The organism is Bacillus sp. FJAT-22090 (genome assembly GCF_007676755.1).
Taxonomy (GTDB): domain Bacteria; phylum Bacillota; class Bacilli; order Bacillales_A; family Planococcaceae; genus Psychrobacillus.
In genome coordinates this window covers 28518-46452 of sequence record NZ_VEBK01000014.1, presented here as the reverse complement: position 1 = coordinate 46452, position 17935 = coordinate 28518, and the positions used below count along the sequence as shown (strand labels likewise).

Genomic DNA, 17935 nt, shown 5'->3' with positions numbered 1-17935 from the left:
CTTTCACTTTGATAAAGACTACTTACCTTTTTGCATCTCTTCTAAAATAAATAAGAAGCAACGAATAATTGTATAAACACTTAATAAGTATCCCTACTGAATAACCGTATGCAAAAGAAACTAATGAATTTTCATAGAATATTATAGATATACCAATAAAAAATAGAAGAGCAATTAAATCTGATATAACTTTATATCCTTCAGAATAGTATTTAATAATGAATCCCCTTAATAGGTAATCTACAACCAACAAGGCATTTCCTATATTCAAGACTTTAAATATACCCATAGCTTCTGTATAATACGTTGGATATAAAAGTTTGATCAGAATGGGGCCTAGAAAAGAACTAATAATTAATAGGAATATAAAGAGGAAAACTGGTATATATATTAGAAGCTTTAATAGGGTTTTTCCGATTGTATTTTTTTGTGCGATGTAACTGAATACCACATTGGAAAGAACATTAAAGGGTATAGCGAATATTAAACCAGTTATATTCGCAACATAAAAAATAGGTATAAATTCAATATTCATATAATGCCCGATTAAAACACGGTCAACATATTTATATAAAGTATAAAAAACAGATGAGAATAATAGTAAGAATACAGAATAATATAACTTTTTATCTTGAATTTTATTAACTATAGAAAATAATCTAATATGATTTTTATCTATTGCCAAAAAAACGATTAAAAATGATAACTCTGAAAAGAGGATTATTAAAAATACATTAATTGAAATATCCGCTTTTAGTAATAGCCATCCAACAAAATAAATACTAGAAACTATTAAATTCAAGAGAAAAATAACTTTATAATCTAGTTTTGCTCGAAGCCAGGTTGTTAAAATTACTCGCATTTGATTGAAAAAAGTAATCGCAAAAATAAACAAGATAAATCTATTAGATAGAGTAATTCCAAGTTGTTGTTGAATGCTTATAACCAAGAAGCCAAGAAAAATAACTATTAACAAAGCAATAGAAATGTAGAGTAAGCTACTAAACTTTTGATAGTAAGTATTATGGATTTTCCAAGAAGAATAGTTTTTTAAGAATACATTACTTATTGTTCCTCCGATTAAGGAACCTACTAAATTTATAATAGTGATGATATATATAAATTCTCCAAAAAATCCTTCACTGAAATGTTTTGAGATTTCTGGATAATATAGTATTTGTATAGCAAATAAAAAAACAAAAGAACTAAGTAGATTTATATAGACATCAGAAAGTATTTTTTTTTTCATTTTATCTTCTCTTTTTCTTAATTTAATTTTCTTTGAATGTTTGTCTTAACGCTTAATATGATCCCATTGGGAATTGAATATTTTCTTTATTCGCCAAACCAATTAATATGTCTTTCATCTCCTCGACTTTCATACCTTTCAATTTGTCCAATACATAATCAAGCTCCACTTCATTTATAGGATTAGCTTTTCCAATATGTATTTTAGGGAAGATGAATTTATCTTGAATTTCATTGTCATTTAATAACTCTTCGTATAATTTTTCTCCTGGGCGAGAGCCAGTGAAATAGATATCGATTTCGTCTTCGGTATATCCAGATAATTTTATAAGATTTTTGGCTAGATCTACGATTTTCACTGGTTCCCCCATATCAAGAACAAATATTTCTCCGCCATTTGCAAGAGTACCTGCTTGGAGAACTAATCTCGAAGCCTCTGGAATTGTCATAAAATAACGGGTCATATTTGGATCTGTTACAGTTATTGGTCCCCCCATAGCAATTTGCTTTTTAAATAGGGGAACGACACTACCCCTTGAACCGAGAACGTTACCAAATCGGACTGCTGCAAATTTAGTATTACTTTTCTTCGCAAGATTCTGAACTATCATTTCAGCAAAACGTTTTGTCGCACCCATGATGTTGGGAGGGTTTACTGCCTTATCAGTCGAAATCATGACAAAGTGTTTTATACCAAAAGTGTCGGCTGCTTCTGCAATATTTTTTGTTCCAAAAATATTATTTTTCACTGCTTCCATTGGATTATATTCCATTAAAGGGACATGTTTATGTGCTGCAGCATGATAGATGACATCAGGTTTGTGAGTAGAAATAATATCAAAAACTCTCTGTCTGTCTTGAATGTCCGCAATAATCGGAATAATTTTGATCACTGACGAAACCTTTTGCCTCAACTCCATGTCAATCGTGTATATTGAGTTTTCTCCGTGTCCCAACAAAATAATTTCACTCGGCTCAAATTTGGCTACTTGTCTACAAATTTCCGATCCGATTGAACCTCCTGCTCCAGTGACTAATATTTTTTTATTTGTTAACTTCATTGAGATAGATTCTGTGTCCAGCACTACTTCATCACGTCCTAGTAAATCTTCAATTCGTACATCCCTAATCTCATTAACTGATACTTTACCGGTCAACAAATCCTCAATAAGTGGCATTGTTTGAGTATGAATCCCCGTATCGAGACATTTTTGCATAAGGTAGGAACTTCTGTGTTTTTCTAAGGAAGGAATGGCAATAATGATATGCTCAATATCTAAGTCCTTTACGACATTCTCAATAAGTTCTGTTGGTCCCATTACCCTTATATTAAATATTTCTAAACCTTTTTTTGTGCAATCATCATCTAAAAAAGCAATTGGTTTTAATGGTGAATCCGTATTATTTAATAATTGACGTGCTATCATCGAACCAGCCGATCCTGCTCCAATTATTAACGTTCGCTTTTCGGCTTTATTTACCTTTTTTTCCCCTATCAAGTATGAATCCCTGAAAACTCTCCAAGATAGTCTAGACCCACCGATTAGTAACATATGGAGCATCCATGTAATGGACAATGCTCTTATTAAGATATCCCCCATGAAAAGAAATTGTATAGTGGCAACCGTTAGAATTGTAAAACATACAGCTTTAGCAATAGAGACTAATTCTCTGATTGATGCATACTCCCATACTTTCCGATAAAGACCATAATACAAAGCAAAAAAATGATGTGCCATAAAAATTGTTAACGCACTTAACAATAAAAAAGTATAGTTAAAAGGATTTTCTATAGGATGAAGTACAAAATACCCAATATATATGGAAAAGAACACAATGCAAGAATCTACAAAAATTAATAAAGATATTCTTTTTCTAAGAGACATTTCTTCTTCATTCCTTTCTTTAAAACATTTGTTCTTAATGAAATAGTTTCCACCATTTAGTTGCTGGGACTTCCGTTGGTTCAAGGAGAATGACATCACTATTGTTAAGTATTCTAAAATTGTTCTCTAAAAAGATGTCTACAGCGTCTAGTCTTTTATATTTTTCTAAGTAGCTTAACCCTTCATCAAATAGTAAAGGGCGATTCGTTAAGCTATGTACATCAGATCCATATGCATGTACTAAATTCGCATCCACCAATTGGAGTGAAATTTTTTGAATGTTTTTTCCAAAGTGTCCTGCCACACTACCAGCAGTAATTTGAGCAATCGCACCACTTTTTATTAATTTCATTAGGTGCTGTGGGTTATTTGCAATGGTACGATTCCTTTCTGGATGAGCTATTACTGGAATTTTATCTAATTGTATAATTTCCTGTATTACTGGTACTGTGAACAATGGTATCCCTTCACTAGGAAGCTCAATAAGGATGTATTTGGAGCTTGCTAGAGGTAGTACCTCTCCTTCAGAAATTTTCCTTCCTGTAGAATGTTGTATTCTTACTTCCTGTCCAGCGTGGATTTTAATCGGTAGTTCATATTTATTTATTTCCACAGTTAGTAATTCAATTTTCTCTTTTACCAGTTTTGCAGGCACATCATAATGAGGACTAAACGCGTGTGGAGTCACAATAATATCAGTGATTCCCTCTATAATAGATTGCTTTATAAGTTCCATAGATTCTTCTAATGTTTTTGGACCATCGTCGGCTCCTGGAAGAATATGCGCATGTATATCAACCATTTTTATACCTCTTTTTCTAATGTTTAAATAAAGCTTCGCATTCACTAGGCATTTCCGTAATATTGGTAGTAATAATGATTTTTTTGAAGCTGAAAATTATTTAACACTACTCCCAATATATTGGCTTTCGATGATTTTAAAGTTTCTTTCGCTTTTAAAAGAGCATTTTTTTCTGTTTTTCCAGAGTTTAATATTAAAACCGTCCCTTCACATTTGTTTGAAAGAATTTGTGCATCTGTGACCGATAAAACAGGTGGAGCATCGAAAATAACAAGATCATATTTATTCGACATTTCTCCCAAAAGCTTTTGCATTGTTTGAGAGCTAAGTAGTTCGGCTGGATTAGGAGGTATTGGACCACATGTAATAATAGACAAATTATCAATTTCACAAGTTTTTACTACATCTTCTAATACAGATTTCCTAGATAACAAATTAGAAATACCTTCTGTATTGGTTACATGAAAAGTGTGATGTACAGTAGGTTTTCGCATATCTGCATCCACTAAGAGGACTCTTTTTCCTTCTTGTGAAAAAACCACTGCCATATTTGCTGCTACTGTCGATTTACCTTCTCCAGGAGAAGACGATGTGATAAGAAGTGTCTTCAATTCTTTATCAGGCATAGAAAAGTTTATATTCGTACGTAGTGTACGGAATTGTTCAGAAACTATTGATTTTGAACTCAAGCCTGTTACTAATTTCCTTGCTGCGGTTTGAAAAGACTTTTTCTTTATATCCTTTTTTTTCCTAACCATCTAACTACCTCTTTCTGCGGATTGTCACTTCCGCCATAGTATTTTTAATATCCTTATTAGAGATAGGACTGATTAGTCCAAGTATTGGTAAGTTTATAAGTTCATCCACATCCTGTTCGTTCTTTATCGTTGTATCAAAATACTCTATTAAAAAAGCCAAACCTATCCCTACCATTAATCCTACAACTGCTGCAATAGCCATATTGATCCATGGATCAGGTTTTACAGGTACGGGATTTTCCGGTAAAAACGCAGGTGTTAGAATACTCACATTGTCTACTTTCATTAATTTTTTTATCTCAGTCTGAAAAACTGAAGCTGTTTTATTGGCGATTTCTACAGCTAGTTTGGGATCTGAATCCTGGACAGTAATATTTACCACTTGAGAGTTTTGTTCGTTATTGACTGTGATTTTACTATTTAAAGCTGCTGGTGTAGTATCTAGTCCTAATTCTTCAATCACCTTCGATAAAATAGCAGGACTTTTGATTATCACGTTGTATGTATTGATGAGTTGTAAATTTGTTTGTATATCTTGTGCGGTGAATGTAGTAACATCTACCTTTTCTTGATTGACTAGTATTTGTGTAGAAGACTGATATATAGGTGTTAATAATGTAAAACTAATGACACCACTAATTACAATTGCTACAATCGTCGAAAGTACAATTAAAGTAAATCTTTTTTTAATCGTTTTAAATATATCCTGGAGGCTGATTGTCTCTTCCATTAAATTCTTAACTCCTTTAATTTCAATTTCTTCTCTTTTTAAATACTGTTTAATATTTATTAAATTGAGCTGAAATTAAACATCGTAAAAATAAGCACTTCTTTTGTTTTTAGCGATTGCCAAGGGCTTTACTTATTAAACTATCTCTTCTTGCTTTTTTCTTAGCTTCGTATTCATCTTTCAATATTTGCACGTTAGATTTGTCAAATGCATTTGCCGCTAACTCCTTTTCAATTACTTTTATAACAGAATTAAAGACCCTATCTGTATTTGCTTCTAGATTATTAGCCGCAGACATGTACTTATTGTAAAAATAAGCGAAGTCTATTTTCTCGCCGTTTGTTTTCTTTTCTTGATATTCTCCCACTGCTCGTCCAATGAGTGCATTAATTTTTGTATCTGCTTGTCCTTCCAGCCCTTCTAATGCTGGTTTATATTTTTCAATTATTGTTTCAGCAGAAGATGGCTTTACACTCGAGATTTTGGTTTGAGTAGTATTTCCACTTGTGGAGGTTGTATCCTTTCCCTCCGTTTCTATAGCGCTAGCTACTTCTTCCGTAGTTACAGTAATAGAATCTGTTTTAGTAGTATCTTTTTCAATGGACTTTGATGTTCCATTACTTTCTTCTAAAGGTTTGTCTATTATAAGCAGGTTCCCATCTGGAAGTTCGACTTTATAATCATCTTCTATAATTTTCTCTACTTGCTCATCAGCGACATCATAGTCTTTAAATTTAAACGTATAGAGTAGATAACTACCCATCCCTACAACAATCACAAGTGCTGCGATTAAGAAAATTTTTAATTTCTTCATAACGTTCCCCTTTCCGATTAAAAGTACCTAATCTATTTGAGTAAAGCTAGACAATTAATATCCCGAATATCTTTTACTAATTGGATGGATAGATATTCGGGATGTGGTAGGTATATATTAGTTTTATTGAAAATGAATTGTAAAGTTAACTTCTAGTTCTGAACCATTGTTTACAGTTAAAGGAATAACTAAAGATTTTCCTTTCATTTCATGCGTAGTTGTCACACCTGGAAAAAGGCTAGCCAGATATGTTATAGCCTGTGGAGAAGTAGGCGCATTTCCATTTACTTTAGTTACTCCGAGTTGGCTCGTAAATGCTGAATAGAATCCTTTATCTAGAAATTCAACAACACTAGCATTCTCTTTCACATGAATCACAATAGAATTTGTAGCGTTTGTCGATATAGTAAAATATGGACTTTGTGTATTATTTAAAAATGTTGTTAAACTGTCCACTTTCTTATTTAGAACATCTTGCGGTGAACTCTGTAGATCATCAACAGCGGCCTTAGCTTTAGCAACTTCTTCTAATAAAGCAGCAACAAATTTATTGGTAGATGCGTTCGGAAGACGAGATAAAAGCGCTTCAATTTCAGCATACGATGAAATAGCATCTTCATTTCTGCCATTAGATACGTAGTCATTAATTTTGATTGTCTCCATATAAATTGTTACAGGTACCATTAACTCATCACGTTTTGCATCTGCTGTTTTTTTGTATCTATCTAACAATAAATCACGAGCCGCTTTTCCAGAAAAACGATATAAAATTGCAGATCTACCTTTTAGTTGATAGGAAAGTTTATGATATTCTTTTTCGACGGCAGCAAAGTCCTTTCTGTCCTGAGCATCTTGAATATTGCTCATAATTGGAGCCAAATATTTTACTGCATAGTTATATGCATCTATATAAGGAACCAATCCTTCTGTAATTTTTTCGTTATAGAGGTTATCAATTTCCTCAATCATTGCTAGTTTTTGTGCAGTAGAAACTGAGGACGAGTGTATAAGACTTCTAGTCCTCTCATATTTTTTCTTTGCACTGTTTAAAGCTGGATATAATGCTTCACTTGAGATAAGTTTTCCTTCAATAGCTGGATATACATAGTGCATAGTTCCCTTACTTAGTTCTGTTTTCGTTCTGTCGATAGATTGATTCAATGAGGTGTTTCCATATGCGATTGTGGAAAATGATAAAACTGAAGTTGATAACAATACTGCAACTGTTGCTTGCTTCAAGATTCTTCCTCTCATTTTGCTCCTCCTCTTAATCGAATAGTTATTAAAGAACACACCCCAATAACTATCAGAATATTACCCAATTACCCCATTTTCAGATTATTAGACATAAAAATATAATTTTTTTATTATTTGTGCTATTTTTCCCTTATAATCAGCTAATATTTAGTGCTTTTTGGATGGTTAAAATTTGTTGAAGGTTTAGTTAATTAACATTAATTTGCTTATGTTCAAAGGATAATATTTTATTTCAGAATTTGTTAATAACTGGAATCATCACCAGTTTGCCAATGCTATTTTAAGATCGTTCCTTCGCTGGATGATTAAAAGCCCATATACTTTTTGAAACCAAAAGGTCATTGGAATATTATCCCAATTACCTTTTCGACAGATCCACTCAAGGAAAAGGATACTTGGGTGGATTAATTGCAAATTATTATAAATAGATTGCTATAAGGGCCATGAATTTCAGAATTCCACATCGTTATAGTTCATCTACTTAGAATCCTTCGGGAAAATAAGGAGAATATATTCATCATAAAAAAACAGCAAAGAATCTCTCCCAAGCTGTTTCTTTTAATATAGTCATCTAATGGGGGATTCGATTGTTGGTTTGGGGAACTCGATGGATGGTTTGGGGGACTCAACGCTGGGTTTGGGGAACTCGGGGGATACTTTGGGGAACTCGGATGGTTCTTTGGGGGACTCATGGTTTACTGGGGAACTCGGATGGTTCTTTGGGGAACTCGACGCTGCGTTTGGGGAACTCGGAGGATACTTTGGGGAACTCGGATGGTTCTTTGGGGGACTCATGGTTTACTAGGAAACTCGGTGCTGGGTTTGGGGAACTCGATGCTGGGTTTGGGGAACTCGGGGGATACTTTGGGGAACTCGGATGGTTCTTTGGGGGACTCATGGTTTACTGGGGAACTCGACGCTTGGTTTAGAGAACTCAACGCTGGGTTTGAGAGATTGAGTAGGTAAAGAGTAAAAAAGAAACAGCAAGGGAACTGTCCCAAGCTGTTTCTTTTAGTCACACTTATAGGGTTGGAATTGCTGCTCCAGTTCCTGGCATCAAGAAGTCAAAACTCGGTATAGAGTATTCTGGACTAGGTATTAATAATTCTGGATTTGGCACTAAGGACTCAGCATCTGGAACTAACATTTCGGAGCCTGGTACTACTGATTTAATACTAGCTTCGTTAACGTTAACATTTACAGTCAATTCTTTTCCGCTATATTTAACCGTAATCGATGTGCTACCTGCTTTTAGTGCTCTTACTAAACCATTGTTTACAGTAGCCACTTTTTTATCCCCTACTTTATAGGAAGCAGCTGATGTCACATCTCTTTCACTCGCTGTGCCATCTGCTGTTGTGGTTACTTCTTTAATAGTCAGTTGCATTTCTTTTCCTGCTTCCAGATCAATTTGCGTAGTGTCTGCAAGTAGGGTTACTTCAGGTGCTGTCACAGATACATTTACAGTAAGTTCATTTGAACCGTACTTAACAGTAATTGCTGTGATTCCTGGATTTTTTGCTCTGACTACACCATTTGTTACAGAAACTACTTTACCATCTGCTACTTTATAAGTTGCAGCAGTTGTCACAATTTTTTCATTTGTTTTTCCATCAGCTGATGTTGTTACTTCTGTAATTTTCAGAAGCGCCTCTTTTCCTGGTTCCAAATCAATTTGTGTTGCATTTGAAACGAGGGTCACTTCTGGCTGTGTTACATTTACATTTACAGTAAGTTCTTTTTTATCGTATTTAACAGTGATTGTTGTAGATCCAGCATTTTTTGCTCTTACAACACCTTCTGTTACAGAAGCTACCTTACCATCTGCCACTTTATAAGTTGCCGCTGTCGTCACGTTTCTTTCCTTTGTTTTTCCATCTGCTGTTGTTGTTACTTCCATGATTTTTAGTTTTGCTTCTTTTCCTGGCTCTAGATCAATTTGTGTAGTATTGGTAGTTAGTGTCACTTCTGGCACTGTAACTGCTACATTAATAGTAACTTCATTCTTACCGTATTTAGCAGTGATCGTTGTAGTTCCAGCTGCTTTTGCTTGCACTAAACCACTAGCATTTACAGTTGCTACTTTATTAGTTGCAGATTTGTATGTTGCAAGTGATGTTATATCTGTCTTTTTCGTTTTACCGTCTGCAGAAGTGATTACTTCTGTAATTTTTAACTGCGCTTCTTTTCCTGGTTCTAGGTCAATTTGTGTTTTGTTTGCTTCTAGTGTCACTGCTGGTTCTGTAACTGTTACATTGATTGTGACTTCATTTTTACCGTATTTAGCAGTAATCGTTGTAGTTCCAACAGCTTTTGCAATTACTAGACCGTTCGTCACCTCAGCTACTTTACCATTTGCTACTTTATAGGTTGCAGCTTTTGTTACGTCTGTCTTTTTCGTTTTGCCATCCGCTGTTGTTGTTTCTTCGGTAATTTTCAGTTGCGCTTCTTTTCCTGTTTCCAAATTCACTTCTGTTTTATTCGCCGTTAAAGTAACAACTGATTCTGTAACAGTTACTTGTACGGTTACTTCATTTTTACCGTATTTAGCAGTAATTGTAGTTGTTCCTGCATTTTTTGCAGTTACTAAACCACTCTTTACAGAAGCTACTTTGTTGTCTGCTACTGAATATTTTGCAGAACCGGTTACGTCTACCTTTTTAGATTTTCCATCCGCAGTTGTCGTTACTTCCGTAATTTTCAGCTGCGCTTCTTTTCCTTTTTGCAAATCAAGTTCTGTTTTGTTTGAAGTTAGCGTCACGCCTAGTTCAGTAACTGTCACATTTACAGTAAGCTCGTTTTTACCATATTTCACAGTAATCGTTGTGCTTCCTGGATTCTTCCCTGTTACTAAACCATCTTTTACAGTAGCAATTTTACCGTCCGCTACTTTATAAGTTGCAGCTTTTGTTACATCTTGCTGTTTTGTTTTACCATCAGCAGTTGTTGTTACTTCTTTGATTTTCAGTTGGTCTTCTTTACCTTTTAACAAATTCACTTCCGTTTTGTTGGCAGTCAGTTTAACACCTGGTACAATAACGTCTGAATCTTTTACAGTTACATTAACTGTCACTGTATTTTCTCCATGAGAAACAGCAATCGTAGTTGAACCTTTTCCTACTGCAGTTACTAAACCATTTGTAACCGTTGCGATGCTTTCATCAGCTACAATATACGTAGCATTATTCGTTACATCGACTACTGTTGCTTCGCCTTCTTTAGGTGTTGAAGTTTCCTTAACAGTAAGTTGAGCTGTTTTCCCAGTTGTTAAATCTAAATTCGTTGGGTTAACCGCAAGCGTTACTACCTGTTCTTCTTTTTCATAAACTAATTTTTCCCCTACATTACCCGCTGCATCTTTAACAATAACTTTCACAGAGTCAGCACCATCTGCTACTGGGAATGTAAATGAGCCATCTTGTGCCAAATCAAAGTCTACCGCAGGTGTTGCTTCTCCATTTACCGTTGTAATATAAGAAGCATTTAGTTTTTCATTTAAGTCATATTCTAAGCCATACAAATATAGTTCTTCGTTATATTCAATATACTTATCAGTTACTTGCCCTGTCGCTACTCCTTCTTTAACCGAACCTGTAACTTCTGGTTTCGTTGTTTTAACTATAACTGGTCCAACATAGTCGCCAATTGCTCCAGATGCTGCTAGTCCGTTAAAGTCGATTGTATATAGGCCATCTGGAATCGTAGTAGCTGGTTTACCACTCCAAGGTTGGTACTCACCATCTACAGTTAGCTTCCAAGAGCCTGCCGCAAGTGAAGTTCCTGCATGTAAATACCCGATATAGCCGTCTCCGTATTCTCCACCTTCAGGGTCCATAATATCCCAAACTTCAATATAGTTTGTTGTAACAGGACCTGTCAGTGTGAATCGAAGCTCTGCTGAATCTTTCACACCGTCTCCGTCGAAGGATAAGTCTGTTTCTGTAATACTCATATCTTTTATTTCTGTTGCTGCTACACCACTAAAGTCAGCTGCAAATGGCAATGAAATTTCTGAGCCGCCTCCGTTAATGTAGATATAACCTAATATTTCAGATCCTTTTGGTGGTGCCGTTACTTTGGAAGCAGTCAATGTTACATTAATCACTTGTTCCCCAGCAAGAGTAAACGAAGGTTTATCAACCGTCACCTTAGCATCACCGAAAGTTTTCGTTGTATCTACTGTTACATTGTAATTTCCACCAGCAGCCTTAATATCTTTTACAAGAATTTGTTTAGTAACAGATAGATTTTCTTTTAATGACTGCGGACCAAATGTAACAGTTCCTTTTAAGTTGTCAACGATTGCTCCACTTCCGTCTAGCACTGCTGTATCAAGCGCATAAGCAAGTACATCCGGATGAGCTGCTGCATAAGCATTTACTCGTCCAGCACCTTGAGCAAAGACATCATATTTTGACTTATCAAGCACTTTCGCAGTATTAGATAGCGCTACTTTTACATCGAATGCGCTCCAGCTTGGATTTGCTTGTTTGATAAGTGCCGCAATTCCTGCAATATGAGGTGTAGCCATGGATGTTCCTGTTTTACGATCGTATGCTTCATCATAAACTGCATCTGGGAAATCTGCCTTGTACATAGGAATGGTAGACATAATATTCGTTCCTGGTGCACTTACATCAGGTTTGATATCAAAGTTTGGAGTAGATGGTCCACGTGAACTTGAATCATTTACCTCATCTCCAACAGTCGCTGTAGAGTTAAAATTACCAAAGGAAACCTTTCCTGCTCCCCCTTTTAACGCTGCACGAATTGCATCCCCATCCGTTTGGGACATATCAAATGTTGGAAGAAATGCAAATGAGTCACCTAGGAATGTTCCAGATGCATTTGGTGCATTCGTACCACCTGCAAAGTTATGGATAATAGTTGCAATTGCACCGTTTTCTTTTGCATATGCAATTTTATCGACAAATGCAATGCTACCACGGGAGATCAATGCAACTTTGCCGTTTACATCGATTCCTTGATAATCCTTTGCTTCTCCATTTCCAGGAACTGCAACTAAGTCAAATTCCCCTTGAAGTTGTGTTGCTACATCTTTACCGAAAGTTGTTCCCATTAACTGTAATTGTTTTGTGAGATTATAGTCACCAACCGTAACATTTACTTCTCCGTTATACATCGTTTCTGGATTAGTTGTGTTACCAACCGCAATTCCTAAACGAGAAGTAGCCGGAGTTCCCATCGTTCCACGGTTAGGACCATCATTACCAGTTGCAGTTACTGTAATTGTTCCAGCCATCATTGCGTTATTAAGAGCAAACGATCCGCCGTCTGTTTCTGTGTTAGCACCACCACCAAGTGATAGATTAATAACATCCATTTTTTCAATAACAGCTGTGTCAATTGCTTTTATGATACCTGAAGAAGATCCACTACCATATGCACCAAGTACACGGTAAGCGTAAAGATCTACTTTTGGAGCGATCCCTTTAATACCGTATTCGTTTGCACCGATTGCTGCAATTGTCCCAGCAACATGCGAGCCGTGAGAAGTATAGAACGCACTTCCTGTAGTAGGATGAAATTCAGGCGTTCCTGCTGGACGTTCTACAGGAGAAGTTTCCGATGCATCATTGTCCGCACGAGTTCTTGTATAAGTAGATGAATTTGGAATAAAGTTCTTTCCACCTTTATAAATACCTGCGAACTCTGGGTGGTCCGCATCAATTCCTGTATCAAGGACTGCAACTTTAACACCTTGTCCTTGGATGCCTTCGTTCCAAAGCTTTTCAATTCCTAGAAAGGAAATACTTGTATTCATTTTTGCATCTACGATTTTGTCTTTATTAATCGTAGAAGGTTTTGTCGGTTTCGTTTTTTGTGGTTCCTCTGAAGCATAAACGATCGTGTCAGGTTCTACGAGAGTCACTCCTTGAACTGCAAGAAGTTTTGGAAGATCGTTTGCTTTCACAACCGCTGCAAACCCGTTCAATACTGTATCAAATGAGTATCCCTTTTTAACAGAGATATTTTTAACAGTCAGTTCCTTTTGGACGGATGTTTGTTGGGCTTTTACTTTAGATCTAACTTGGCTTTCTTGAGAAGCGGAGAATGCCTTCCCTTTTAATTGGCTTATACCTTTTTCAAGGGCAACAGGTTTTTCAGATAAATGTACGATTACTGCAACGTCTTGGTTACCAGATAGGTCTTGTAAATCCTTGTGTAGTTTTGGTCCACCATCCAATACATTTAGTTGTTCCGCGATCGCTGCTTTTAATTGCATTGTGCTTTCGCTTGGCATGTTTTGTTTGAATGGCTTTACTTCAGAGTTTGCAGAAGCGGTAATGGCCGGACTCAACATCGTAAAGACCATAGCTAGTACCATAAATAGGCTAAATAACTTATTTAATGATTTGTTCTTCAATACATTTCCCCCTTTTTCCACAGTTAGTTACTCTACGAACCTATAAGTTTGTCCATTTCTATTGCTTTTCTATAAAAACCGCTTCCCTCCTATGAAAATAATTAGAGTTACATACGCTAGAGATTTGCATCATGTAATGCTGTCTATAGTGTATGTGCTAGTCCATGTTGATATGACATGTCCTTGCTCAAGATTAAATTCAGCTCTCTTCTGAAAATTTCTTCTCCTCTTCGCTCATTGTATTATAAATATTCAGAATGTTGAAACACTGTTTTTATACCTAATTATGTGAAATAAATAGTCTTTTAATTTTTATTAATAGGAAAATATATCTTATTGTTTCAAAATTAGATAAAAAGATTTTATAAACGACAAACAAAAGGGAAAGAAATCCAACTATATTTTTCTATATAAAAAAGCTGACACTTTCTATTCTTAAATGAATAGTAAATGTCAGCTTTTGAAATTAAAATGTGTCCCAGTTTATAACACTGTTTTATTCTTTTCCAGAAATATAAGCCCATTTATAGCTATAGTCGCCAGTGAACGGGTGAGCAATAATCCCATGTACATAAGGCTTTTGCAACGACATAGAGCCCGTTTGGTACATGTTTGCAATACCTGCTTCTTCTTCTACAATTATTTTTTCAGCTTCAGCCAATGCTTTCCAACGTGCAGGAGGATCTAATGCCAGTTCGCCTTTTGCTTTAGCTAAAAGTGCATCAAATTTTTCATTAGAGAAAGACATATTATTTTGAGATGATTCTGATTGGAATAGATCCACAAAAGTGATTGGGTCCTGGAAGTCAGGTGCCCAACCAGTGCTTTGGATATCATAGTCTTGAGCAGCGTCTAGGTCTAATTTAACATTGAAAGGAACGTTTTTCACATTAAGAGTAAGTCCTTTAAGGTTTTTCTCCATCTGTGACTGCAAGTAAGCGTCCATGTTTTTTGCGAGATCCGTATCACCACTAATATACTCGAGTGTCAGCTTAGTTAAGCCTTCCTCTTTCATGCCTTCTTCCCATAACTTCGCTGCTTCTTCCGCATTAAATGGGAGCATATCGCCATTTACTTCACGGAAATCTTGTTGATTTTCATCGTATGCAAACTCTGTCGGCACAAGGAAATCCGCTGGAATAGAGCCATTTGCTAGAACAACATCGACTAAGTCTTGTTTATTGAAAGACATAGCTAGCGCTTTTCTTAGCTTTACATTTGAAAGCGGTGTTTTTACTCCATTACGTTCTTGATTGAATTTTAAATAGTACACTGTCGGTTTTAGAACTTGATCTACTTCTTTGTCACCTGCATATTGCATCGCAAATTCACCAGAAAGTCCCACGCGATCTTTTTCTCCGTTATTATACAAGTTAACAGATGTACTTGCTTCTTTAATAACATCTACGTTAATTGTATCAAGTTTAACTGTGTCTGCATCCCAGTATTCCGGGTTCTTTTCCATTGTCCAAGAAAGACCATTCCCATCCCAATTTTTCAATATAAACGGACCGTTTGACAACAGGTTTTCCGAATTGGAAGCATAGTTCTTACCTTGAGCAACAACGTACTCCTCTTTTTGTGGATAAAAAGTCCCGAACGCCATAAGAGATTCAAAATAAGGAATCGGCCGTACTAGTGATACAACTAATGTTTTGTCATCTTTTGCTTCTACCCCAAGTTCCGACTTGTCCAATGAGCCAGCAGATATTTCCGTAGCATTTTTGATAGTGCCAGACATCATGTAAGGTCCATAAGTCGAACCGGTAGCCGGATCAACTGCACGTTGCCATGCAAATACAAAGTCGTTAGCAGTTACAGCTGTACCATCAGACCATTTCGCATCACGTAATTTGAATGTATACGTTAAACCATCTTCACTAACTTCAGGTTTACCCTCAGCCATAGCCGGGATCGCTATATTATCTTGGTTCAGACGAAATAATCCTTCTGCTACATTATTTAGAGCATTGAAGGAAACAGCATCATCTGCAAGAACTGAATCCATTGATGGAATTTCTGCGCGCTCTACTAAATTTAATATTTGTTCATCATCAAGTTCTTCACTTATTTCCTCTTTCGTGCCAGTGGAATTATCCGGTTCTTTTGTATCATCAGAAGTACTTGCGTTTTCTCCTTTTCCACATGCCACTAAAAAAATACCGAGAATCATTACAATTCCCAAAAGCCATATTAATTTATTTTTCTTCATTAAACATTCCCCTTTATGTTTTCGTAAAATAATAATCCCCTTTTTATTATACCTTATACGTTTAAACTATCTAGAATGATTTTCAGAATTTCAAAAATTAAGAATCCATTTACATATAAATAATCTATTTAAATCCACACTCAATTATTTCAATATAGTATTAATCTTATATATTTATGACCGATATTATAGTTTAGACAATAATATATTAATATAGAATAGGAAGTAATAGGATGTATACAATTAAATCGAGTAAAAGAACGCAAAGTGTAATAGCTGATTCAAGGCACGTCCCTGTTCTTATCATTTTTGCTTTCATAATTTTAGTGAGCATTATTACGGCATTTATCATGAAAATACCTTTTTTACTAAACGCTTTTATGGTACTAGTTGGAATTCTGTTAGTAGGCACAGGTTGGCAATTAGCCAAAAAGAAATACTGGACGTTAGTTATTCCTTATATCAGTATAATAGGCGTAATTGTTTTTTTTACTATACTAATCATTTATTCGGGGGTTTTCTACTCGATCATTTTGCTTTACTTAGGTCTTATTTTTGCGACCATTTATTATAATTACAAGCATACAATTGTCGCAATGATCCTTTCTAGCATAATTTTAATCGTACTTTTCATGACACTGCAAACCACCGTCTTCCTTGGTTATTCGAGTTTGAAAGTACTGCTTATATTATTTGCACTTTTAATTCTCACCTTCATCATCGCAATTTTATTTACCTTTATAGGAACTGCATCGATCAATATGGCCATCGCTTCTGTAGACCGGGCAAAAAGTTCTGAAGAAAGGATAATAACTTTGCTGGAGCAAGTTTCCCACTCTGTTGACGGACTAAATGAGTTCTACTCCGTCTTACGGAACAATGCCGTATCAACTGGTGATATTTCATTAGAGGTGAAAAACGCATTTACCGCTGTTGCTAAACAAATTGAGGAACAAGTAGCGAGCACAGATGCAATTAAAAATTCGATTAACGTCTTTGATTATGAAATCCAAAATGCAGCGGTCGCATCAGATAAGATGCACTCAATTTCATCAACTACAGGTGGGTTAACACAAAAAGGATTACAGGATTTTCACTCACTTACTACTGAAATAAATACGATTGGTATAAACACAAAAAAAACAGCGGTGCTTATGGACGAATTAAATGCTGAAAACCAAGTCATCCTGACAATCTTAACGACCATCGAGGATATTTCCAATCAAACGAATTTAATTGCCTTGAATGCCTCCATCGAAGCTGCTCGGGCTGGAGAATATGGGAAGAGTTTTGCCGTTGTTGCCAATGAAATCCGAAAGCTTGCTGAGAATAGTCACCAAGCTGCTTCTCAAATTCATAACATCTTAACTACAATCCGTACTAAGTCGGATGAAGTTACAACAGGTGTTTATCAAAGCCTAGAATCAGCAAATATGATTACAGAAAAGACAAATCAGGTGAAAGCTGTTTTTGAACAAATTGAAGACAATACAAAACAAGTAATCAGCCAATCCACCAGTCTAGAAGAAATGCTACAGAAAACTACGCAATCTTCGCGAATTGCAACAGCAGGGGTCAACACAGTTGCCCAAATCACGGAAGAAAATGCAGCAGCTGTTGAAGAGGTTGTTTCCCGTTCAGAAAGTCAGTATACACTAGTCAACCAAATCATCTCTAACTTTGAGCAACTCAACGAATTGCTTATAGGTTTACAGGCGTTGACACGAAATTAATAAAAAATAGAAAGCAGAACCCGTATTTAAAATGAAATCGGGTTCTGCTTGTTTAGTTCGTGCTTCTTTCTATTGCTAGACAGTATTGATGAAGCACTTTAATATTG

10 protein-coding genes are annotated in these 17935 nt (G+C 35.7%); 1 reads left to right on the top strand and 9 read right to left on the bottom strand.

The window, feature by feature from the left end; genetic code table 11:
* Positions 1-22: 22 nt before the first annotated feature.
* From FS486_RS16005 to FS486_RS15965, 9 genes are all read right to left on the bottom strand, one after another.
* Positions 23-1249 carry a lipopolysaccharide biosynthesis protein gene (locus tag FS486_RS16005; RefSeq protein ID WP_144512777.1) on the bottom strand — a complete coding sequence of 409 codons (1227 nt, stop codon included), beginning with the start codon at positions 1247-1249 and terminating at the stop codon, positions 23-25.
* 52 nt (positions 1250-1301) lie between these two features.
* The gene (locus FS486_RS16000; RefSeq protein WP_144512775.1) at positions 1302-3134 is read right to left on the bottom strand and encodes a polysaccharide biosynthesis protein; all 1833 of its coding nucleotides are present in this window, start codon (positions 3132-3134) and stop codon (positions 1302-1304) included.
* A gap of 34 nt (positions 3135-3168) precedes the next feature.
* Positions 3169-3936, bottom strand: a complete 768-nt coding sequence (locus FS486_RS15995) for a tyrosine-protein phosphatase (RefSeq protein WP_144512774.1) — start codon at positions 3934-3936, stop codon at positions 3169-3171.
* Positions 3937-3980: 44 nt separating this feature from the next.
* Positions 3981-4694, bottom strand: a complete 714-nt coding sequence (locus FS486_RS15990) for a CpsD/CapB family tyrosine-protein kinase (protein ID WP_144512772.1) — start codon at positions 4692-4694, stop codon at positions 3981-3983.
* 4 nt (positions 4695-4698) lie between these two features.
* The gene (locus FS486_RS15985; protein WP_144512770.1) at positions 4699-5424 is read right to left on the bottom strand and encodes a YveK family protein; all 726 of its coding nucleotides are present in this window, start codon (positions 5422-5424) and stop codon (positions 4699-4701) included.
* A 109-nt stretch (positions 5425-5533) separates the two neighbouring features.
* Positions 5534-6238: a hypothetical protein gene (locus FS486_RS15980; protein WP_144512768.1), complete on the bottom strand. Its 705-nt coding sequence runs from the start codon at positions 6236-6238 to the stop codon at positions 5534-5536.
* Positions 6239-6361: 123 nt separating this feature from the next.
* Positions 6362-7492, bottom strand: a complete 1131-nt coding sequence (locus tag FS486_RS15975; RefSeq protein ID WP_144512766.1) for a hypothetical protein — start codon at positions 7490-7492, stop codon at positions 6362-6364.
* Between the two features lie 1024 nt (positions 7493-8516).
* Positions 8517-13883, bottom strand: a complete 5367-nt coding sequence (locus FS486_RS15970; protein ID WP_313957007.1) for a S8 family serine peptidase — start codon at positions 13881-13883, stop codon at positions 8517-8519.
* A 496-nt stretch (positions 13884-14379) separates the two neighbouring features.
* On the bottom strand, positions 14380-16095 hold the full coding sequence (locus FS486_RS15965) for a peptide ABC transporter substrate-binding protein (RefSeq protein WP_144512765.1): 1716 nt from the start codon (positions 16093-16095) through the stop codon (positions 14380-14382).
* 233 nt (positions 16096-16328) lie between these two features.
* On the opposite strand from FS486_RS15965, the gene FS486_RS15960 reads away from it, so the two are divergent.
* The gene (locus tag FS486_RS15960; RefSeq protein WP_144512763.1) at positions 16329-17828 is read left to right on the top strand and encodes a methyl-accepting chemotaxis protein; all 1500 of its coding nucleotides are present in this window, start codon (positions 16329-16331) and stop codon (positions 17826-17828) included.
* Positions 17829-17935: the final 107 nt, after the last annotated feature.